16 protein-coding genes are annotated in these 21,601 nt (G+C 59.5%); 10 read left to right on the top strand and 6 right to left on the bottom strand.

The genetic code is table 11. The features are described from left to right. Positions 1 to 48 precede the first annotated feature (48 nt). Positions 49 to 891, bottom strand: coding sequence for an AAA family ATPase (locus JQ592_RS21415; protein ID WP_211404865.1), 843 nt, complete (start codon positions 889 to 891; stop codon positions 49 to 51). 348 nt (positions 892 to 1,239) lie between these two features. Here JQ592_RS21415 and JQ592_RS21420 point away from each other — a divergent pair, with 348 nt between their 5' ends. Further along, positions 1,240 to 2,415, top strand: a complete 1,176-nt coding sequence (locus JQ592_RS21420) for a vWA domain-containing protein (RefSeq protein ID WP_211404765.1) — start codon at positions 1,240 to 1,242, stop codon at positions 2,413 to 2,415. A gap of 45 nt (positions 2,416 to 2,460) precedes the next feature. Here JQ592_RS21420 and fabF read toward each other — a convergent pair whose 3' ends face one another. Both fabF and JQ592_RS21430 read right to left on the bottom strand, forming a co-directional pair. Beyond that, positions 2,461 to 3,720, bottom strand: a complete 1,260-nt coding sequence (gene fabF / locus JQ592_RS21425; protein ID WP_211404766.1) for a beta-ketoacyl-ACP synthase II — start codon at positions 3,718 to 3,720, stop codon at positions 2,461 to 2,463. A 415-nt stretch (positions 3,721 to 4,135) separates the two neighbouring features. Next, positions 4,136 to 6,205, bottom strand: coding sequence for a 3-hydroxyacyl-CoA dehydrogenase NAD-binding domain-containing protein (locus JQ592_RS21430; RefSeq protein ID WP_211404767.1), 2,070 nt, complete (start codon positions 6,203 to 6,205; stop codon positions 4,136 to 4,138). A gap of 414 nt (positions 6,206 to 6,619) precedes the next feature. Here JQ592_RS21430 and JQ592_RS21435 point away from each other — a divergent pair, with 414 nt between their 5' ends. Then, complete coding sequence (locus tag JQ592_RS21435) at positions 6,620 to 7,870, top strand: hypothetical protein (RefSeq protein WP_211404768.1); 1,251 nt, start codon at positions 6,620 to 6,622, stop codon at positions 7,868 to 7,870. A gap of 211 nt (positions 7,871 to 8,081) precedes the next feature. Here JQ592_RS21435 and JQ592_RS21440 read toward each other — a convergent pair whose 3' ends face one another. After that, complete coding sequence (locus tag JQ592_RS21440) at positions 8,082 to 9,410, bottom strand: SCP2 sterol-binding domain-containing protein (protein ID WP_211404769.1); 1,329 nt, start codon at positions 9,408 to 9,410, stop codon at positions 8,082 to 8,084. A 214-nt stretch (positions 9,411 to 9,624) separates the two neighbouring features. Here JQ592_RS21440 and JQ592_RS21445 point away from each other — a divergent pair, with 214 nt between their 5' ends. The 3 genes from JQ592_RS21445 to JQ592_RS21455 all read left to right on the top strand — a co-directional run bounded on the left by JQ592_RS21445 (position 9,625) and on the right by JQ592_RS21455 (position 13,170). Continuing rightward, positions 9,625 to 10,113: a MarR family winged helix-turn-helix transcriptional regulator gene (locus JQ592_RS21445; RefSeq protein WP_211404770.1), complete on the top strand. Its 489-nt coding sequence runs from the start codon at positions 9,625 to 9,627 to the stop codon at positions 10,111 to 10,113. Between the two features lie 347 nt (positions 10,114 to 10,460). Continuing rightward, a complete protein-coding gene (locus JQ592_RS21450; protein ID WP_211404771.1) occupies positions 10,461 to 10,919 on the top strand; it encodes a (2Fe-2S)-binding protein in 459 nt (152 codons plus the stop codon). A 1-nt stretch (position 10,920) separates the two neighbouring features. Continuing rightward, a complete protein-coding gene (locus tag JQ592_RS21455; protein ID WP_211404772.1) occupies positions 10,921 to 13,170 on the top strand; it encodes a xanthine dehydrogenase family protein molybdopterin-binding subunit in 2,250 nt (749 codons plus the stop codon). 134 nt (positions 13,171 to 13,304) lie between these two features. Here the strand turns inward: JQ592_RS21455 and JQ592_RS21460 are convergent, their stop codons facing one another. Further along, a complete protein-coding gene (locus JQ592_RS21460; RefSeq protein ID WP_211404773.1) occupies positions 13,305 to 14,501 on the bottom strand; it encodes an acetyl-CoA C-acyltransferase in 1,197 nt (398 codons plus the stop codon). Between the two features lie 245 nt (positions 14,502 to 14,746). On the opposite strand from JQ592_RS21460, the gene JQ592_RS21465 reads away from it, so the two are divergent. The 4 genes from JQ592_RS21465 (at position 14,747) to JQ592_RS21480 (ending at position 19,989) form a co-directional block, all read left to right on the top strand. Further along, a complete protein-coding gene (locus JQ592_RS21465) occupies positions 14,747 to 15,538 on the top strand; it encodes a crotonase/enoyl-CoA hydratase family protein (protein WP_211404774.1) in 792 nt (263 codons plus the stop codon). Between the two features lie 57 nt (positions 15,539 to 15,595). Continuing rightward, a complete protein-coding gene (locus JQ592_RS21470; protein WP_211404775.1) occupies positions 15,596 to 16,489 on the top strand; it encodes an alpha/beta fold hydrolase in 894 nt (297 codons plus the stop codon). A 335-nt stretch (positions 16,490 to 16,824) separates the two neighbouring features. After that, entirely contained in the window at positions 16,825 to 18,024 is a 1,200-nt protein-coding gene (locus tag JQ592_RS21475; protein ID WP_211404776.1) for an ABC transporter substrate-binding protein, read from the top strand. Positions 18,025 to 18,183: 159 nt separating this feature from the next. Beyond that, positions 18,184 to 19,989, top strand: coding sequence for an AMP-binding protein (locus JQ592_RS21480; protein ID WP_211404777.1), 1,806 nt, complete (start codon positions 18,184 to 18,186; stop codon positions 19,987 to 19,989). Between the two features lie 118 nt (positions 19,990 to 20,107). On the opposite strand, the gene JQ592_RS21485 is transcribed toward JQ592_RS21480, so the two are convergent. Continuing rightward, positions 20,108 to 20,626 (bottom strand): winged helix-turn-helix transcriptional regulator, encoded by a 519-nt coding sequence (locus tag JQ592_RS21485; protein WP_211404778.1) that lies wholly within the window; start codon positions 20,624 to 20,626, stop codon positions 20,108 to 20,110. 197 nt (positions 20,627 to 20,823) lie between these two features. Between JQ592_RS21485 and JQ592_RS21490 the strand changes: the two genes are divergently transcribed. Beyond that, the gene (locus JQ592_RS21490; RefSeq protein ID WP_211404779.1) at positions 20,824 to 21,456 is read left to right on the top strand and encodes a 2-hydroxychromene-2-carboxylate isomerase; all 633 of its coding nucleotides are present in this window, start codon (positions 20,824 to 20,826) and stop codon (positions 21,454 to 21,456) included. Positions 21,457 to 21,601: the final 145 nt, after the last annotated feature.

The following is a 21,601-nucleotide window of genomic DNA, read 5'->3' on the forward strand; positions in this document are numbered from 1 at the left end:
TGAATATCAAGAACTCCGGCTGACGGCCAATATCGAGTTCTTGATTGGCTAGACCTCTCGCCGGCCGAGAAACGCCAGTCGCTCGAACAGGTGCACGTCCTGCTCGTTCTTCAGCAGCGCGCCGTGCAGCGGCGGGATCAGCTTGCGTGGATCGCGCTCCCGCAGCTGCTCGGCGCTTATGTCCTCGTTGAGTAGCAGCTTGAGCCAGTCGAGCAGTTCCGACGTCGACGGTTTCTTCTTTAGGCCGGGCACCTCGCGTACCTCGAAGAAGACGCGCAGCGCTTCTTCCACCAGGCGCTTCTTGATGCCGGGGAAGTGGACGTCGACGATGCGGCCCATCGTGTCGGCGTCGGGGAACTTGATGTAGTGGAAGAAGCAGCGGCGCAGGAAGGCGTCCGGCAGCTCCTTCTCGTTGTTGGAAGTGATCATCATGATCGGGCGCTGCTTCGCCTTGATCGTCTCGCCGGTTTCGTAGACATGGAATTCCATGCGGTCGAGCTCGAGCAGCAGGTCGTTCGGGAATTCAATATCGGCCTTGTCGATCTCGTCGATCAGCAGCACCGGGCGCTGCTCGGCGGTGAAGGCCTCCCACAGCTTGCCGCGCTTGATGTAGTTCTTGATGTCGGAGACGCGTGCGTCACCGAGCTGGCTGTCGCGCAGGCGCGACACCGCGTCGTATTCGTAGAGACCCTGCTGCGCCTTGGTGGTGGACTTGATGTGCCAGATCAGCAGCGGCGCGCTCAGCGCCTTCGCCACTTCCTCGGCCAGCACCGTCTTGCCGGTGCCGGGCTCGCCCTTGATGAGGAGCGGGCGCTCCAGCACGATCGAGGCATTGACGGCCACCTTGAGATCGTCAGTTGCGACGTAGTTCTTCGTCCCAGTGAATTTCATGGCCATCAGATTTGTTCGAGTAGATGCGCAAGGATGTGATCTAAATAGCGGCAGCTTTGCAAGGGAATCAAGTCCTCGGCCACTTCCTCGGGCGGATGTTCATGGCGTGACCCGCATGCAAGGCCGACAAATTACAGGCTCTGCCCGAGCGCGGCCCGATGCCATTAAAATCGCATGATTTCAAATGCTTTCTGCTTTACTCATGCAGGGCAATTGATCGACCATCGGCGGAGCAATAATCAACGCACGGGGCTATTCACCGATGAAGTGAACCTATTCTCGTTTGTCGATCGGGCGCGCCAAGATCCGGGATAGTTTCGCCGGGGATACTCGGACGGTCCATCTATCATGTTCCTGCAATTCTTCACTTCTCTGCGCGATGCGCAGGTCCCCGTGACGCTGCGCGAATACCTCACGCTGATGGAGGCGCTCGACGCTGACCTTGCGGACTATACGGTCGAGAATTTCTACTATTTGTCGCGCGCCTCGCTGGTGAAGGACGAACGCAATCTCGACAAGTTCGATCGCGTCTTCGGCACGGTGTTCAAGGGGCTGGAAAGCCTGCTCGATGCCATGGAGAAGGCGGAGATCCCCGAGGAGTGGCTGAAGAAGCTCGCCGAGAAGTACCTGACGGAGGAAGAGAAGAAGCAGATCGAGGCCATGGGCTGGGACAAGCTCATGGAGACGCTGAAGAAGCGCCTCGAGGAGCAGAAGGGCCGCCACCAGGGCGGCTCGAAGTGGATCGGCACGGCCGGCACCTCGCCGTTCGGCGCCCACGGCTACAATCCCGAGGGTATGCGCATCGGCCAGGAGAAGAACCGCAACAACCGCGCCGTGAAGGTGTGGGACAAGCGCGAGTTCAAGGATCTTGACGGCAATGTCGAGCTCGGCATCCGCAACATCAAGGTGGCGCTGCGCCGCCTGCGCAAATTCGCGCGCACCGGCGCGCCCGACGAGCTCGATCTCGACACCACCATTCGCGAGACCGCCAATCACGGCTACCTCGACGTGCACATGCGTCCTGAAAGACGCAATGCGGTGAAGCTGCTGGTGTTCTTCGACATCGGTGGCTCCATGGACGCGCATATCGAGCAGGTCGAGGAGCTGTTCTCGGCGGCGAAGAGCGAGTTCAAGCACATGGAGTATTTCTACTTCCACAACTGCCTCTATGAAGGCGTCTGGAAGCAGAACAAGCGCCGCTTCACCGACCGCACGCCGACCTGGGACGTGCTGCACAAATACCCGCACGACTACAAGGTCGTGTTCGTCGGCGACGCCTCGATGTCGCCTTACGAGATCATGGTGCCCGGCGGCTCGGTCGAGCACGTCAACGAGGAGCCCGGCTCGGTCTGGCTCGACCGCATCATCCGCACCTATCCGCATTCGGTGTGGCTCAATCCGGTCGCTCAGAAGCACTGGGACTATTCGGAATCGACCACCATCATCAAACGTATCTTTGCGGGTCGCATGTTCTCAATCACCATCGACGGCCTAGAAGGGGCGATGAGGGAATTGACGCATTAGAGCGGAGCTGGCCGTTGAACCCAGCGAGGAGAAGCGCGCGTCACCCTACCAGCGCTTGAAGATGACGCTGGCGTTCACGCCGCCAAATCCGAAGCCATTCGAGATCACGTGATCCATCGCCATGTTGCGAGCCTTTGGTCCGACGAGATCGACGCCTTCCGCTGCTTCGTCGGGATTTTCCAGATTGAGAGTGGGAGGGGCGATCTGGTCCCTGACCGCGAGGATCGCGAAGATGGCCTCGGCGCCCCCTGCAGCGCCCAGCAAATGACCGGTCGCCGACTTTGTCGCGCTCACGGCGATGCTTCCGTGACCTCCGAAAACGGATTTGATGGCGGCCAGCTCGGAGTTGTCGCCGACCGGAGTCGAGGTCGAGTGAGCATTGAGATGCTGCACGTTGCGCGGATCAAGGTTGGCCTGTCGCAAGGCCGCTTCCATGGCGCGCCGGGCGCCTGAGCCGTCCTCAGGTCCCGAGGTGATATGATGCGCGTCGGCGGAAGTTCCATAGCCGATGAGTTCGGCGATCGGCAGGGCCCCGCGTGCTCGAGCGTGCTCGAGCTCTTCGATCACCAGAATTCCAGCTCCTTCGCCCATGACGAAGCCGTCGCGGTCCCGGTCGAACGGGCGAGACGCCTGCGAGGGCCTGTCGTTGAAGCGGGTGGAGATTGCGCGGGCCGCTGCGAACCCTCCAAGGCTGACCAGATCGATGCAAGCTTCTGTACCCCCGCAGACCGCCACGTCGGCCTCACCAGCGCGGATCAATCGAGCCGCGTCGCCGATTGCCTGTACGCTGGCAGCGCACGCCGTAACGGGGGCGCCGATCGGCCCTTTGAAGCCGTACTGTATCGAAACGTGTCCGGCGGCGAGATTTGCCAGAAAGGATGGCACGGTGAATGGTGACAGGCGGCGGACGCCACGTTGGTCGGTAGTCCGTACCGCTTCGACGATGGCCGGAAATCCGCCAATTCCAGAAGCGATGATCGTCGCTGTGCGCTCCTGTGAGTGCTCGTCCGCAGGGGTCCAGCCAGCCTGCTTGACCGCCTCCGCAGCTGCCACCAACGCGAACTGAATGAACCGATCCATTTTCCGCTGTTCTTTGGGCGGGATGGTCAGATCGGGATCGAAGCCACCATCGACGTCATCGGCTTTAGCCGGCACGAGTCCGGCAACTCTCCCCGGCAACGAGGAAGCCCACTCGGGCAGGATGGTCAGCCCGGACTTGCCGGCAAGCAGCCGGGACCACGCCACCTCCGTACCGCAGCCGAGCGGAGAGACCAGCCCCATTCCTGTGACTACTATTCGGCGCATGTAAGGATCCGGCTTTTTGAAGATGCGATGGGCCTATTGCCAGAGTTAGGGAGAGAAATCCCGATCATGCGTCAGCAGTATCGGTTCCTCCTGAACTTCCTCTCCAGCGATGAGGGGGACGATTTCACCCGCGATAAGGAGCCGTGCTCTACCCCTGCAAATAGCTACGCTGGCACAAATTGCCAGAGCAGCTACGAAATATCAAGTAACTATTGAGAAGGAATGGTCGATCAACGGTTTGTTTCCGCGCCGGGGACGGAAGCTCTCCACCAATCGTTCGGACTTCTCCAAAGCTTCGAGATGTAGGTCTGCGCCTCTCCTCGCCAAGGTCCCTCATCGCCGGTTCGGGAGCCCACTCGCCGCCAGACAGGTCAGCCTCTCGGCGAGCAGGTCGGTTCACTCCGGGGCAGACAGGTCAGGTAAATTTCGCGTTCTGATTGGCCAGCTTCTTCAGCAACGGTGCTGGCTCAAGCGACGGATCGCTTGCTTCCTTCGCATAGTCCGACAGCTTGTCAGCGATTGTCTTCAGCCCAACATGATCGGCGTAATACATGGGGCCTCCACGATAGACCGGCCATCCGTACCCATACAGCCACACCACGTCGATGTCGCTTGCTCGAGCCGCAATGCCTTCTTCAAGGATCCGAGCTCCTTCGTTGATCATCGCATATGTCGTCCGCTCCAGGATTTCCTCATCGCTGATCGTGCGCCGCTTGCGCCCGAGACGCTTCAACGTCTGATCGATCAGTTTTTCGACCTCCGGATCGGGAAGGGGAGCACGTGAGCCGCTTTCGTAACGGAAGAAGCCTTTTCCGGTCTTTTGTCCGAAGCGGCCTGCCTCACATAAGGCGTCTTCGATCTCCGATTTGATGCCACGATCCTGTCGCGACCGCCACCCGATATCCAATCCGGCCAGGTCACCCATCGCGAACGGGCCCATTGGCATGCCGAATTTGGTCAGGGCGGCGTCGACCTGCTGAGGGAGTGCGCCGTCGAAAAGCAGCTGATTGGCCTGACGCTGCCGGGCCATGAGCATACGATTGCCAACGAAGCCGTCGCAGACACCGACGATCACCGGTACCTTTCCGATCTTCCGCGCCAATGAAACTGCGGTTACCAGCGCGTCGGGAGCGGTGCTCTTGGTTCGGACGATTTCGCACAGCTTCATCACATTGGCCGGGCTGAAGAAGTGCATGCCGACTACATCCTGGGGACGCTTGGTCTCCTTGGCGATCTCATTGATGTCCAGGAAGGAGGTATTGGTCGCGAGAATAGCGCCAGATTTCGCGAGTTTGTCGAGCTGTCCGAACACCTCCTTCTTGATCGCCATGGTTTCGAATACAGCCTCTACTATGAGGTCAGCTTGCCCGATGTTCTCAAGACCGATGGCTCCGCTGATGAGTGCCATGCGCTTCGCAGGTGCATCAGCGGGAATGCCGCCTCGCGCGGCGGTGGCTTCATAGTTTTTGCGGATGACACTCAATCCGCGATCGAGCTGATCCTTGCCGCTCTCTACCAGAGTAACGGGAATGCCTGCGTTCGCGAATGACATCGCGATACCGCCTCCCATGGTGCCTGCGCCGATGATCGCCACACGTTCGACTGCATGGGGCTTGGTCCCGGTCTCCACGCCCGCGATCTTCGCTGCCTCTCGCTCGGCGAAGAATGCGTATCGTAGAGCCTTCGATTGATCGCTGCTCATCAGCCGGAGGAATAGCTCTCGTTCTTTCTTCAGCCCCTGATCGAAGGGGAGATCGAGCGCATGGCCGATCGCGTCGGCCGCAACGAACGGGGCCTCCAACCCTCTGACTTTTCTTGTAATCGCAGCCACAGCGCCGGTGAAGATCGAGCGGTCCGATCGAGCCGCGGCGAGCTTGGTGTCATCGTCGCGCAATCTGCGAAGCGGGCGCCTGTCAGCAAGGAGCTTTCGAGCGAAGGCTTCGCCGCCGGATGATGCCTCCTCGACCACCTCCTCGAGCAATCCGTTCTGAAGCGCTTCGTTGGCGCCGATCGGATCGCCGCTGATGATCATTCTAGCGGCAAGTTCTGGACCCACTGCGCGCGGAAGGCGCTGGGTGCCGCCGGCGCCTGGCAATAGACCAAGTTTGACCTCGGGCAGGCCGAGCTTCGAGCTCTTTTCCGCCACCCGGAAATGACATGCCAGGGCGACCTCGAGCCCCCCACCGAGAGCGGTGCCGTGGATGGCCGCAATGACGGGCTTCGGGCTGCTCTCAATCGCGGTCAGGACCTCATCGAGGGCTGGCCTCTTCGGAGGCTTGCCAAACTCCGTGATGTCGGCTCCGGCAATGAAGGTCCGTCCTGCGCAGGTCAGCACGATGGCCTGAATGGAGGGGTCGGCAATGGCCTCTTGGACGCACGCCAGAATGCCACCGCGTACGGCTGCATTGAGCGCGTTGACGGGAGGACTATCGATGGTGACGATGCCTAGGGCGTCGTGGGACTTCAGGCTTACGACAGTGGTCATCGATCTCCTCCATATCGCCGTCCTGGACGGCGCTTGCGCTTGGAATTGTCGGTCCGTTGGGGCGCATTCGCGCCGAAAGGTCTCATCGACATCTTGGCGTTGGCGAGTTCAACGCCCCGATCCATCGCCCTTGACGCGGACCATGACGTTTCACCCTGTTAAGTTCCATAAAAGAACGTTTATGGCAATGCAAGCGCACTCCTGCAAGCAGGGACAGCTCGGGGGGCGGATCGACTGCACGTCGTGACCGACCGCTTATTCATTTCTGATTAGGCGGTGCTCGAAATATGCGGCTCGACGGGGTTGCAGGAAACACACCTACTTTCCCGCTCTAGTTCATCCTCGGAAATCGTTCGGTTCGTCATGCGCGACGATCGGCTTCATGCTTCCAGGAAAGAGCCAAAGAGGTGGGAGTTGGAGCGACCTTTGCCTCCGCATCGAGAGAACCATGAGGCCAGAGAGAAGTCTCATAACTTCGGTCCGATCGTCGCTGCATATGAATCCGACGACCTGACGAGATTGGCCGATACATTAGCGATCGGTCTCGCCGTAGAGATGGAGCCAACAACATGGGAAAGCATCCGGACGGCCGGCGAGTCTGCGCGACCAGTGGTCCTGAAGATACCGAACGTCCCGGCCGCGATTGAGATTGACCCGTCCGGGACGCTGCGTCCGTTTCGTCAGCATGGCGTCTCGGTGGGTGAAGAGATCGACAAGCTGGTGACGTCCCCAGGGAGCCGGATGCATGCTCTTAGAGCGAGAAGCAGAGATGTCGCTCTCGATTTGCTCGCCCCAATGATGCTTCCTGGCCGCTTTCCGTCTAGAACAGAGTTCCAGTCCGTATTTAGGTGGGCGCCTATTATCGAAGTGTTCGCATATGCCTTGGCAACTCGTCATCTGGCCGCCTTGGAAGACTTGCGTGAGCGCGTGACGGCTAAAGCCAATACCACGTTCAGTACTGATGAATGCAATTACTGCGCAACGACGCACACCATGGCGCATTTCGTCCTGATGAGCAGCGACGCTCCTGAATATTCGCTGATTGAAGCGGCGAAATCATCGACATTGAACGGATGGACGCCTAGCTTGGCATTCACGAGAGCGCGTACGGTATGGCTGGCGGCGGCCGGAGCAAAGTCGGCGGCCGCGTTCGGACCGACTGCCTTCGAATGTTATCTACCGGTGCTGGCCACCGCGCGCCACGCGTTCCGGATTTTTGATGCTCTCTTTGGCTTGACTGCTATCGCGCTCAGCCATGGTCACGTGCGTGAAGAGGTCTTGCAGGCTGTTAAGCATCACGCGCAGATGGTCGGCGACCGATCTGTCGACGACATCGATTGCGTCAGGCTTGCTTTTCGATCCGCGATCGAAATGTTGAAATGGAGAGCCGGCGACCACTCGCCCCCAGCGGCGCTCGATCGCCTTGGCTGGAGCCGTGATCACGAGGGAGACGGGCTTGCTTCGCCGCAGGCCTTCCGTCTCGATCCGACCGATACCGCACCTAATGGCATGATGCTCGGGTTCAGCGCCCTTCCGGCGATCTTGAGAGCCTCGCCGGCGCAGCATTATCCGAGGTCGAAAGCCAGAGTTTATCGGCTTAAGCTCCGCGAAACGGAGATGCTTCAGATTACGAGACGAGCCTGGCTCCTTCATCCCACCGAATAACGCACTGAAAAAGACCGGCCGCTTTCGCGGCCGGTTGAGTAGTCCGAGCCCGGATGTCTCCGTCTCCTGGATCGGACCGGGAGGTGCCAGGATAAGACATCGAGACGACGACTTAATCAATTCGAAAACAGAACTGACGTTCGTTGCGTCCAACTAACAGACACCCGAGGCCGACGCGGGCATTTAGCACTCGGCTTGCGGCAGTGTTTTGTCATTTCGGGAAGCACGCACCGAAGGCCTTCAGGAGTTTAAGAGGACCCTTCAATCGAATCTTTCTCTGCGCGAGCGCCAGGACGACCGAGAGCTGACCGTTCAAAGTCTTCAGCCAAGCGGCCGAGTCCGCCTGGATGCGCAGGTCCGGTGTACCAATGAGGCCGTCGGTAACGGTCAGCTTCTGATTTTCGATGACCACCGTAGCCTCCTTGGGCTCTTGGCCTGTGAAGACGAAGTGGTAGGTGGCGTTCAGGCCTTTGGCCCTATTGCGCTGGAAGGTAAGTCCCATGCCGAAGAGAAATGCGCCGATACTCGAGGCCCGGGCACTCGAGCGCACAAACCGAAGCGTCTTGTGCGGGAACATCTTCGCTGCATGACTTGCTGCATCGGAATCCCGGACGACATAAAGCGGCTCGACTTTGTCCTGCAACGGTTTGACGATCGTTTCCACGTGCGCTTTGCGGTCTGACAAGTAGCCGGCCATGATGTCTTCGCCGGCAGGACAAACCGCGACGCAATAGGCAGCATTGTAGTTGGGGCCGTACGAGAGGCTCTGCCAGCGCTTGACTGTTTCTGCCAGCGGTTGGCGTTCACGGTAGTCCTTGGCGGACTTCGCGTCTGCGATGTCCTCGATCCATTGTGCGAATCCGCCCATGAACTGCTGGTAGTTGTGGTTGAGGCAGGAGGAAAAATCGAAATATCCATCCGGTTTGATCGCGCCGACCGGGCAGGCGACAACACAAAGTCTGCATTCGAAGCAGGGGTTGTAGTCGAGCGGCTTTGCCGGAGCTTCTATGTCCAGATCGACCAGCACGGTGCCCAAGAGGATAAAGCTGCCGAATTTGGGATGGATGACGCTGCGATGGATGCCGCGCTTTCCAACCCCGGCAGCTTCTGCAATCAGCTTGTGCGAGACGACCCATCCCCGTTCCGGGTACTTGTCGAACTCCATGGGGAATGCCATCGGAGGGTTCATCGCCGAGATGCCTATGTCCTCCAGTCGCCGAACCAGCTCGCGCGCGATATCGTCGACGTCATGGGAAATCTTGTGGAATTCGTTATTGGACGCCGAACGCGCGGGTGAACGGATGGGAGCGCGATTCATCCTGCTCACGATGCTCACCGCCAATCGCGCCCCCGGGAATGCCCGTCGCGCGTGAACCGCCTCGTCTTTGACGAGAGGGTCGTCGAGGCTGACGATACCGCAATCATCTGCACCGCATTCCATGACCAACGCCTTCAAAGCGCCGAAGGTAAGGGATGCAGGCGGTGCCGGAGGGTTGAGCCGTATGCGTTCGGCGATCGGGTGGTCTTTAAGTCCCGCCATACTGGTCTCCTTGATCTGAGGGCTGCATCTGAAGGCTGCGTGCGCCCGCGCGCAGTGCGCCGGACACAATTACGGGCATATAAGACTATCATCCGTCATGCGGGCAGGCAAACTGCCATTTCATTGAGGTTCGTTCGGCGATTTGATGCTAAGGGTCTGGGGCACCGATCCAGGCCAGCAAGGAAACCTGAACTTGGCACGACGCTCGATTCCGATGAGTGATTTTCCTCAGAACTGCACTTGCAGCCAGCTCAGGCGGGCGGCGCGACGCGTATCTCGCTATTACGATCTCTGTCTTGCCGGTACCGGCCTCAAGTCGACCCAGTACAGCCTGCTGGGCTTCCTCGCCGCGGAAGGCCCGATGACGATGGCCAGCCTGGCAGACATCATGACAATGGATCGAGCGACGGTCGGCCACAATCTCCGGCCGCTGGAGCGCGATGGCTTCCTCAAGATCAAGGTGAGCGAGGAGGATCGGCGGGTGCGGCAGGTTACAATCACGGACCGCGGGCAGGAGGTGCTGTTTGCGGCGCATCCGGCCTGGCAAAAGGCGAGAGCCGGGTTCGAATCGGCGTTCGGGGCGCGCGAGGCCGGCCATCTCCGCGAGCTCATGACGCGTGTTATCGATGCGCCGCTGCCTGAAGGTGGATCGGAGCAGAGCCGTGCCACAGCTTCCGGGCGCCGGGGGCGGCGAAAACCTTAGGTAGCTCTGATGCGCGCGCCCGACGCACGACAGCTCCGAACTCGTCCTGCGTCAGTGTTCGCCGAAAGCACGTAGCTGCCTCGCGGAGGCGGACCGAGCCAACGAGCGTGCCTGGCGGGACCCGAGCATCGTGCTTTCCGAAAATCCAAGCATCGAACGGCTCTGCTGGAACGCGCTTAGCGGCAATTCAGCGGTAACGCAAAGCTATTCGATTCTGAATTGCCGAGGCCTCTGTAACGACCTAATCGTCAAGAATACGTGCCTGGTTCGGCACATCAGATCCGGCTGGCCGCGGCGCTTTGAGAGGCAGGCAGGTGTCGTTGTTCGCAACTACAGGAGCATTCGCAATGCAGTTGACCATCAACAGTAATCGCTACGATCTGGATGTCGAACCGGAAATGCCGCTTCTTTGGGTGCTCCGAGACGAGCTTGGTATCTCAGGACCGAAGTACGGTTGCGGGGCGGGCCTTTGCGGTGCATGCACCGTTCATATCGACGGTACCGCGGTTCGCTCCTGCTCGATCAACGCTGGCGAGGTCCGCGGCAGCATCACGACAATCGAGGGCCTGGGAACTCCCGCAAACCTGCACGTCGTTCAGCAGGCTTGGATCGAGCACCAAGTTGCGCAGTGTGGTTATTGCCAGTCCGGCCAAATGATGACTGCAGCGGCCCTGCTATCTAAAACCCCCGATCCCTCGGACTCCGAAATCGCCGACGCCATGGACGGAAATCTCTGTCGATGCGGGACCTACACTCGCATCCACAGCGCCGTCAAAACTGCAGCCCAGATGATGAAGGGGAAATAGCGTGGCTCGGCTCAAGACGATTGCAAGACGCACGTTCCTGATCGGCTCCGCTGCGATCGCCGGCGGCGTCGCCTTCGGCTATTACCGATTGCGCCAGGATCCTCCCAATCCGCTGCTCAAGGGCCTCAAGGCGGGTGAAGCGGCGATCACGCCCTACGTCCGCGTCGACGCAAAGGGCGTTACGCTCATCACTCCGCGCGCCGACAAGGGCCAAGGCTCATATTCCATCCAGGCTCATCTGATTGCCGAAGAGCTCGACGTCGATCCGCACGAGGTTCGCATCGATCCTGGTCCGCCAAATCCGGCCTACTTCAACAGCCGGATCATGGACGACAGCCTACCTTTCACTACCATCGACGATGGCATCATGGCCCGAGGGGCGCGGGGAGGTGGCGAGGTGTTGAGCCGCGTTCTCGGTATGCAGATCACGGGAGGCTCGTCCACCGTACCCGACGGCTATCGAAAACTTCGCATGGCGGGAGCCGTCGCGCGCGAGACTTTGAAGGAGGCGGCCGCCAGAAGGTCGGGGGTGTCCCGATCGCAATTGAAGACCAAGGACGGTCAGGTCATCTTGCCTGATGGCAAGTCCGTCACTTACGCGGAGCTGGCCGTTGAGGCAGCGCAGCTTGCACCGGTTACCGATGTCACGCTCCGGCCGGAACAGGAGTGGCGCTATATCGGCAAGAAGATGCGCCGGATCGATATCGTCGCCAAGTCTACCGGTACGCAACAATATGGGATCGATATTCGTCCGGACCGGGTCGTGTACGCTACGGTCCGCGCCAACCCGGGCCTTGGAGGCACGATCAAACGATATGATGCCTCTGGCGCGGAGAAGATGAGAGGCGTCAAAAAGATCGTCCCGATCAAAGATGGTGTGGGCGTGATCGCCGATAACACGTGGAGAGCCTTCCAGGCCGCGGCCGCTATCAAGATCGAATGGAACGATCCTCCTTATCCGGCCGACTCGGCCGGAATGTGGAAGGTGCTGGAGAATTCATTCTCCAAAGACCTGCTGGACAGCCGGCTTCGCAATGACGGAGACGTCGAGAAGGCTTTAACAGGCTCATCCAAACCGATCGAGGCGGAGTATCGGACTCCATATCTGGCCCACGCGCCGCTGGAGCCCATGAATGCGGTCGTGCTCTACACGAAGGAGCGGCTCGACATCTGGACGGGAACGCAGATCCCGGTCTTCCTCCAGGGGCATGCGGCGAAGCTGACCCAATTGCCCGAGGAGAAGATCTACGTGCACGCTCAGCCGATCGGCGGGAGCTTCGGGGCGCGACTGGACGACACCTATGCGTTGCAAGCGATCGAACTCGCGATGGCCATGGAAGGCGTTCCGGTCAAGATGACCTGGAGCCGTGAAGAGAACATGGGGCACGACTATCCGCGCCCGATTCAGCTCTCGCGCGCGAAGGGAACAGTTCGTGAAGGCATGGTCGAAAGCATGAGCATCGATATGGCCGGACAATCGATGGGCGCTTCCTGGTTCAACCGATTGCAGGCGCCCGTGCCTCCCGGCCCCGATACTTCAAGCGTCAACGGCATTTGGGATCAACCTTTCGCCATACCGAACTTCCGCGTGACGGGCTATAGGGCGAAGGAAATGGTGCCAGTCAGCCCGTGGCGCTCCGTTGGAGCATCCGGCAATGGCTTCCACCATGGTTCCTTCCTGGACGAGTTGATCCATGCCGCCGGTGCGGATCCGATGGCAGAACTCATTCGTCTCTGCAATCATGAGCCTTCCAAGAAGGTGCTGCATACCTTGCGAGATGTTTCCGCCTGGAAAGGTTCGCGAATCGACGATCGACGAGCCCGCGGCGTGGCGCTGACATTGTCCTTCGGCGTGCCAATGGCTCAAGTCGTCGAAGTGAGCGACACTCCTCAGGGCATCAAGATCGACAAGGTCTATGCCGTTTGCGATGTGGGGCGCATTCTGGACCCGGTCAACTTCGAAGCGCAGGTGCGGGGGGGGATCATCTGGGCTTTGGGCCATGCCATGAACTGCGAGCTGACCTACGAAAAGTTTGCGCCGGTCCAGACGAACTTTCATCTGTTCGAGGCCATGAGATTTCATCAGGCGCCGGACATCATCGTCAAGGGATTGGAGCTTGGTGGGGAAGTACGAGGAATTGGTGAGCCTCCCGTCCCGCCGGCAGCACCCGCTCTCGCCAATGCAATCTTTGCTCTCACCGGAAAGCGAGTACGCGAATTACCTCTAAACAAGAGCGTCAATTTCGCTTGATGAGTCGATTGCCGGAAATCTCAGTCCCGCGACGGCCGCCTGGCAGGCCGTCGCTTCGACGAGGCGGCATCTGTCGGGGCGCAAGGCGCCGCTAGTTCCGCGACACTCCAGGCAGGTGACTGGCGCTCAGACTTTCAATTGCCGCGGCGCTCAACGGCAATGGCAGTCGCTTCACCGCCGCCGATGCAGAGCGCCGCGACGCCGCGCTTGAGGTTGTTGGCTTCGAGTGCGTGCAACAGCGTCACAATCAGCCGCGCGCCGGTGGCGCCGATGGGATGGCCGAGCGCGCAAGCCCCGCCGTTGATGTTGAGTTTATCCCGGGGAATGCCGAGATCGCGCTGCGCCGCCATCGCCACCACGGCAAAGGCCTCATTGATCTCGAACAGGTCGACATCGCCGGCGCTCCAGCCGACCTTGTCGAGCAGCTTGCGGATCGCGGGGATCGGCGCCGTGGTGAACCATTGCGGTTCCTGGCTGTGAGTGGCGTGGCCCTTGATCTCCGCGATTACAGGCAATCCGTTGCGGTCGGCGAGCGAGCGCTTCGTCAGCACCAGCGCAGCGGCGCCGTCGGCATTGGCGGAGGAGGCAGCGGGCGTGATGGTGCCGTTGGCGCGGAACGCCGGCTTGAGGCCCGGGATCTTGGCGGGATCGACCTTCAGCGGATGCTCGTCATTGGCGATGACGCGCGGGCCGGCTTTCTCGGTCAGCGTGATCGGTGCGATCTCGGCCTTGAACGCGCCGCCTTCGACTGCCTTGCGGGCGCGGCCCAGCGTCTCCATCGCATAGGCGTCCTGGTCCTTGCGGGTGAACTGGTAAGCTTCCGCCGTGGCTTCACCGAAATCGCCCATGGAGCGGCCAGTCTCATAGGCGTCTTCGAGGCCATCCATCATCATATGGTCGATGATGCGGTCATGGCCGGCACGATAGCCGCCGCGCGCCTTGGCCAGCAGATAGGGCGCGTTGCTCATGCTCTCCATGCCGCCGGACACCACGATCTCGGCCGAGCCGGCGCGGATGATGTCGTGCGCGAGCATGGTCGCCTTCATCCCGGAACCGCAGACCTTGTTGACGGTGGTGGCGCCGGTCGCATCAGGCAGCCCCGCTGCGCGCGCGGCCTGGCGCGCCGGCGCCTGGCCCTGGCCGGCCGGCAGCACGCAGCCCATGAAGACTTCGTCGACTTTCTCGGGCGCAAGTTTCGCGCGTTCCAGTGCCGCCCCGATCACGTGCGATCCGAGCTTGTGCGCGGCAAGCGGCGACAATTCGCCCATGAAGCGGCCGAGCGGGGTGCGGGCGGCGGAGACGATGACGACGGGATCGGCGGCTTCGGCCATGGAGATGCTCCTCGCAATGTTGGCTGACGGTCATCATATGATGTGTCAATCCAATTGCAATACACCTGCCTCGGCGCTCTCGACACTTCTCTCAGCGGTGCATGCGCACCCTTCGGCGGTGGCATTCACCCTTGAATAGGGTTGGCATAAGATTGTTGTAGCCGGCTTCCGAAGCTCATTGTCAACTTGCCCGCCAAGATGGGCTTTGGCGACGCGGTGTTGTTTGACGCGTCTGGAGGATTCAAATGAGCGATCAAAAGGCCCCGGCTGGCCGGATCCGCACAGAAGTTCACGGTCGAATCCTCAAGATCATCATCGACAATCCAGCGAAGAAGAACTCGTTCACACCCGCCATGATGGTGGAGATGTCGAATGCCATGACGCTTCTGGACAGCAACGACGAATATTGGGCGGGCGTCGTTTGCGGAGAAGGAACGGACTTCACGTCAGGTCTCGACATGCCCAAATTTTTCGGTCCGAACGCCGAGAAAATCGAGATTTCTCCCAGCAACATCGATGCATTTGCGCTCAAGGGACGATGCCGCAAGCCGATCGTGACGGCTGTACAGGGCATCGTCTATACGATCGGCATCGAAATGATGCTCGCCGGAGATATCGTCATCGCTGCTTCGGATAGCCGGTTCTGCCAGATGGAGGCAAAGCGTGGAATTGCGCCTCTCGGCGGCGCTCACTTCCGATTCTTGACGCGCGCAGGTTGGGGTGACGCCATGTATCACCTTTTCCTTTGCGACGAGTTCGATGCCGCCCGGGCCCACGCGATTGGTCTCGTGCAGGAGGTGGTCAAACCCGGAAGCCAGATCGATCGGGCTATGGAGCTGGCGCACACGATCGTCAAAAATGCACCGCTCGGAATACAGGTCACAAAACAAGCCGCGCTGAAGTATATCGAAGCCGCCGAGCGAGATGCGATCGACTACATACCAAAAATCAAGGACCGCGTCCTCGGTAGCGAGGATATGATGGAAGGCATCCAATCCTTCATCGAACGTCGTCCAGCCGTTTTCCGCGGAAAATAAGCGGCGCGGCCGACGGAAAAGATTGAAATCCCCTTCAGAACGAGTCGCACCGCAACGATGATCGATGCTCGCGAGACTTTTGGCGGAACCTGGCCCTTCCAGCCCCATTTCTTCGAAGGAGCCGGCTTCCGGATGCATTACGTCGATGAGGGGAGTGGCGATCCTATCGTCTGTCTGCACGGTGAGCCGACGTGGGGCTATCTCTATCGGCGCTTCATCCCGCCGCTTGCGGCCTCACATAGGGTGATCGTTCCTGACCATATGGGTTTCGGCAAGAGCGAGACGCCTTCGAATCGGGAATATTCGCTCAGAGCCCACGTCGATAACTTCACCAAATTGGTCGAAGCGCTCGACCTCACGAACATCACGCTTGTTATCCAGGATTGGGGCGGATTGATCGGTTCGGCGTTCGCGCTACGTTGTCCCGATCGCATCAAGCGGTTGTTTTTGCTCAACACGCTTACTGGCTACGGCAACGCTCCTCCGGGGCTGACGCCATGGTTCCAGTTCGTCCTCCATCATCACAGGGCCGGAACGCTCCGTGAAGTGTTGGGGCACCTGGAAGTCAACATCCTGAGTGTCATGAAAACCCAGGGCTTGGAGAACCTCTCGGTCGTCAACGCCGATTGGCTTGCGGCCTACGGGGCGCCATTTACGACCAAAGAAGAGTGTTTTGGAGCGATCGAGTTTCCGCTCGATGCACTGCTCGGCCGAATCCGGCCCTACCTCGCGGAAGGCTTTCCACTCATTGACAATCTGAAGTCCAAGCCGGCGATGCTGGCCGTTGGCATGAAGGATCGCGCCATTGCGCCAGACACGCAGATCGCTGATTTCAGTGCGATTTGGCCGGGTAGGCCGATCATAAAACTTCCGAACGCGGGACACTTTAGCCAGGAAGACGCGCCCGACACCGTGATTGCGCTGATCGAGCTTTTCATCGGCAGCACCTGATGACGTGTGCGCGCGTGTCGGCCGTCCAATCCTCGTGAGGCGGTCGCTTGCGGCACAATGTCATAAGTGCTGTTACGGAAGTAACCCGTGAAATTTGTGCGCGGAGCTATCGCCGCAGAAACAGTCGCGCAAATAAATCCTCCGGTGATCGTGTCGCAGATGCCGGATTACAGAGGCGCTTGACGAGTTCTAAAAAAGAACGTTAAGTTCGGGCAGGCCTCAAGCCAGTCACTCCGGTCCGGTGCCAAGCCGACGATCGGTGGGCGAGCACGAAAAGCAGAAGGTCAACCAACATACTGGCGTGTCGTGAAAGGCGCGCGTGGGGAGGACGGTCCATGATAGCGAATTGGAAAGTCGCGATAGCTCTTGCTGTGCTTTTGAGCGGTTCCGCGTCCGCGGCAGAAGAGCCGGGCATTTCTGAAACTGAGATCAAGATTGGAGGGGTCTTCCCCTTCAGCGGACCAGCATCATCGATCGGGCTCGTGGGCAAGGGTCTTATTGCTTATATCCAATCGCTGAACGACCGAGGCGGCGTAAACGGCCGAAAGATCAACTACATCGCCTACGATGACTCATACAGTCCGCCCAAGGCGGTTGAGCACGTGCGCAAGCTGGTCGAGAGCGATGAAGTGTCCTTCATGTTCGGCCAACTCGGTACGCCCGGCATCTCAGCTACGGCCAAGTACCTCAGGGCGAAAGGGGTGCCCAGCATCGCAATCGTCAGTGGTTCATCCAAGTTCACGGACGTCGCAAATTATCCCCTGACGACGACCGGGCTCGTCAGTTACGATACCGAAGGGAAGATCTACGCGAAGTATCTGACCAAGACGCTTCCCAACGCGAAATACGCAATTCTCTACCAGAACGACGACCTCGGTAAGGACTACATCAATGCCTTCAAGGCGTATCTCGGGGCCGATTTCGATCGGAAAGTCGTGGCCGCCTCTTACGAGGTGACTGAGCCGACGATCGATTCACAGATCACGAATCTCAAGAGTTCGGGCGCCGAGGCTCTCGTGATCGCCGGGACACCAAAGTTTGCAGCGCAGGCGATCAGGCAGGCCTCGGTGATTGGATGGAAGGCGACCGTCATCATCAACTTCCCATCGGCATCTGTCGGTGGCACGCTCGCGCCGGCCGGTCTCGACAAATCGATCGGCGTGATCGCCGGCACGATCACCAAAGACGTCGCAGACGAGACGTGGAAGAACGATCCCGGCATGCAAGCCTATAAGAGCTTCTTCGAGAAGTATCTGTCCGGCGCCGACATCACCAACGGAAGTTACGCGGTTGGATATCAGCAGGGAATTCTGCTCGAGCAGATCCTGAAGCAATGCGGCAACGACCTCTCTCGCAAGAATATTCTGGCGCAAGCAAAGAACCTCAAGAACGTCATCGTCCCCGTCGCACTGCCGGGAATCGAGGTTAACACCAGCGAAAACTCGAACATGATGTGGACGCAAATGCGGCTGCAGCGCTGGACCGGAACGACCTACCAGTTGTTCGGCGACGTGCTTGACGCGAAATCCGAGTAGTCGACGCACAGAAAAACGGGAAAACGGCGCGTGATCGAATGCGCCATCGACCTCCTGAGGTGAGCCGTCCGCACGAGACCGCAGATGGTCGGCGATCAGAAGCGGAATCACACGCGAGAGTGCGGGGCGGCGCTGCCGTAAGTCATAGGATCATCTTCAATGTCAACGAACGCACCTGCATTCGCGCCCAAAGAGGTCTCTCTGCAGCATCGGAGCGACGGTACGCTCATCTTGAGGTCGCCGATCGAGCTGGGGGAGTGCGATTGGCGTATCACGGACTTCCTGCCGAGATGGGCGAAAGCCGCTCCCGACCGGATTTTCTTGGCTCAACGCAATTCAAGCGGCGGGTGGGACGAGATCACATATAGCCAGGCCTGGTCCTTGGTTCAGGCGGTTGGCCAAAGCCTGATCGAGATGGATGCGAAGCCTTCAGATAACCTCGCCATCCTCTCCGGGAATTCAATAGAGAACGCGGTGATGTCCTTCGCCGCGATGTCGATCGGCGTCGTTTTTGCGCCAATCTCGCCGAACTACACGTTGATGCCCGGCGGCCTGGCACGGCTGAAAGATGTCGCAGAGGTGCTGCGCCCGAAGTTCGTGTTCGTGCAAAGCGGACGCGAATTCTCAGCCGCCCGCTCCATTCCGGAACTGAAAGCGGCAACCTGGATCAGCGTAGACGGCGCTCCCAAAACGGTGCGCCATTCTGACCTGACTGAGAAGAGGAGCAGCTATCAAGGGTTCGAAGGCGCATCCCGCTCTGTATCCTGCGATTCCGTCGCAAAAGTCCTCTTTACGTCGGGCTCGACGGGCCTCCCCAAGGGTGTCCTGAATACGCACCGCATGATGGCGAGCTCTCTGCAAATGGGTAGCTTGCTGGTAGCCCCCTCCGAAGCGCCTGTTCAGGTCGAGTGGATGCCATGGCACCACACCATGGGAAGCAACGTCATTCTGCACGGCATACTCAAGAATGGAGGGACGCTCTACATCGACGACGGCCGGCCATTGCCGCAGCTCTTCCACAAGACGCTGCTCAATCTGCAAGAGGTTTCACCGACCGCCATGTTCAACGTGCCGGCCGGTTACAATTCCCTTTGCGACGCCATCGAGAAGGATTCCGAACTTGGCGCGCGCATCCTGAAGCGGCTGGATCGCATAAGTTACGCCGGCGCAGCCATCTCGCAGAACACGCTCGAGCGTCTTTACCGGTTGACGTCATCGATCACCGGCCGACGGATTCCTGTCATGTCCGGCTACGGTACGACAGAAACCGCTCCAACGATCAGCACGACCCATTGGGCTACCGACCGACCGGGTGAAATCGGCCTTCCCGCGCCCGGTTTGCAACTCAAGCTGCTTCCCGTTTCCGATACCTATGAGGTGCGGGTCAAAGGTCCCAACGTCACGCCTGGTTATCTCGGTCGGCCGGATTTGACGGAGCAAGCCTTCGATGAAGAAGGCTTCTACCGCATCGGCGATACGGTCTCCTTCATGGACCCCGAGAAACCCGAATCTGGACTTCGCTTTACGGGTAGGATTTCCGAAAACTTCAAGCTCGCGAACGGGACCTGGGTGTCGATCGGGAACATGCGCGCCGCGATCTTGGCGGCCACCCGCGGCGTGCTATCAGATGTGGTGATTGCAGGCGAAAACCGAGAATACTGCGGTCTGCTTTGCTGGCTGAACCCGACGGAGGCGGCGCGGATCTCTTCGCAGCCGTCTTCCGACCTGACCAGCGATCCCGTCGTTGTGCAGTTCCTCAAGGACCGGCTCCAGGAATACAACCGGACCGTTGGCAGCAGCGAAAATGCTCATTCGTTCGTGCTGCTCAAGGAGCCGCCGTCGATCGCCGCTGGAGAAATCACCGACAAGGCATACGTCAATCAACGCGCCGTCTTGAAGTGCCGGTCGGACCAGGTCGAATCTCTCTACTGCTCCGCCCCGAACCCGGGCGTGATCCGGGTTTGAGCTCTCACTCATCGAGCACCCAACCGGTGGCAGGCATGGAGGCTGATCGCGGCGAAGCGGTCGGCTCCTCGATCATTGCGCGGGTAGCGGCTTGGCGGGCTTCTCAGGGCAGGGGCGATCAGGCTGCTTTGCGGCGCGCTTTGGGTTTTGGGGCCGGCGCTTCCGTTTCCTTTTGCGCGAGGGGACGCCTGGCGCCGGGGCCCGGATGCGTATGGACCTCTTTGGCCAGAACCGGCTCGCCACACTCGGAGCAAACCATGACGGGATCGAAGTTCTTGCCGCAGTTGCGATGCTGATGCAGGAGCGGCCGACCGCGTTCGTCGACCATGTGAGTGTCGCCCCAATGAACGATCGCCATCATGATCGGATAGAGGTCGAGGCCCTTCTGCGTCAGGATGTACTCGTGGCGCTTTGGCGATTCCTGATAGGGGACTCGGCGGAGAATGCCTTGCCGGACAAGCTTCTTCAAACGCTCGGCAAGGAGATGGCGCGTTATACCCAAGGCGGACTGGAATCCCTCGAAGCGACGAGTGCGCAGAAAGCATTCGCGCAGGATAAGCAGCGTCCATCGGTCGCCGATGACCGCGATCGTCCTTGCCATCGAACATGGCTCTTCCTCAAGTTCTTTCCATTTCATCCGCGGTCTCCAATAGCCCCAATCATTCTCCCACGAATCTGCGGAGAAGAGACAAGTCATACCATTCTAGATAGGTACTGATCCTCAAACAATACCCCGCGGAAAAATCGACCAAATTGCCGGTCTATCGGTTTGACAGTTCAAAAATAGAACTGTAAACTTATCACAATCATCGAATTTGTCCGGAGGACGCCGATATGACCCCGAAAGTAGAGTTCCAGTTCGATTTCGGTAGTCCGAACGCCTATTTGGCCGAGGTCGCGATCCCGGGTATCGAACAGCGCACCGGGGCCAAATTCGAGTACGTCCCGGTCCTTCTTGGCGGCATCTACAAGGCAACTGGCAACATGTCGCCCTTCGATTCTCTGCGTGGGATCAAGAACAAGCCGGAATACCAGGCGCTTGAGACGCAGCGGTTCATTCGCCGCCATAACGTGACGAAATTCCACACCAATCCCTACTTCCCGGTCAACACCCTCATGTTGATGCGCTGTGCGGTCGCGGCGCAGTCCGAGGGAGTGTTCGAGCCCTATTTCAGGGCCGCCTATCATCATATGTGGGAAGAGCCGAAGAAGATGGATGATCCGGAGGTTTTCCGCAGCGCGTTCATCTCTTCAGGCATCGATATCGATCGCATTGCGAAGCGTGCGCAGGACGACGACGTGAAGAAGAGGCTCATCGAACTGACGAACGACGCTGTGAGCCGTGGCGCGTTCGGCTCGCCGACTTTCTTCGTTGGCAAGGAAATGTTCTTCGGAAAGGACCAGTTGCGGGACGTGGAGGAATCCATCGTCGAACAAACCCGAGGGGCTACTTCCAAGGCTAAGTGATTTCTGCATCGAAGTGTGGCGATCATGAAACGAGAGTCGTCGCTGGCCAAAGCTCGCCGGCGATGGTCGTTTCGGATCCAGCAGGCCAGGCTTTCGACGGCGCTCGCCGGCAATACCTTTAGATCGCAATCGCGGCTCCGATAAA

Source organism: Bradyrhizobium iriomotense (genome assembly GCF_018129405.1).
In the GTDB taxonomy this organism is placed as follows: domain Bacteria; phylum Pseudomonadota; class Alphaproteobacteria; order Rhizobiales; family Xanthobacteraceae; genus Bradyrhizobium; species Bradyrhizobium iriomotense_B.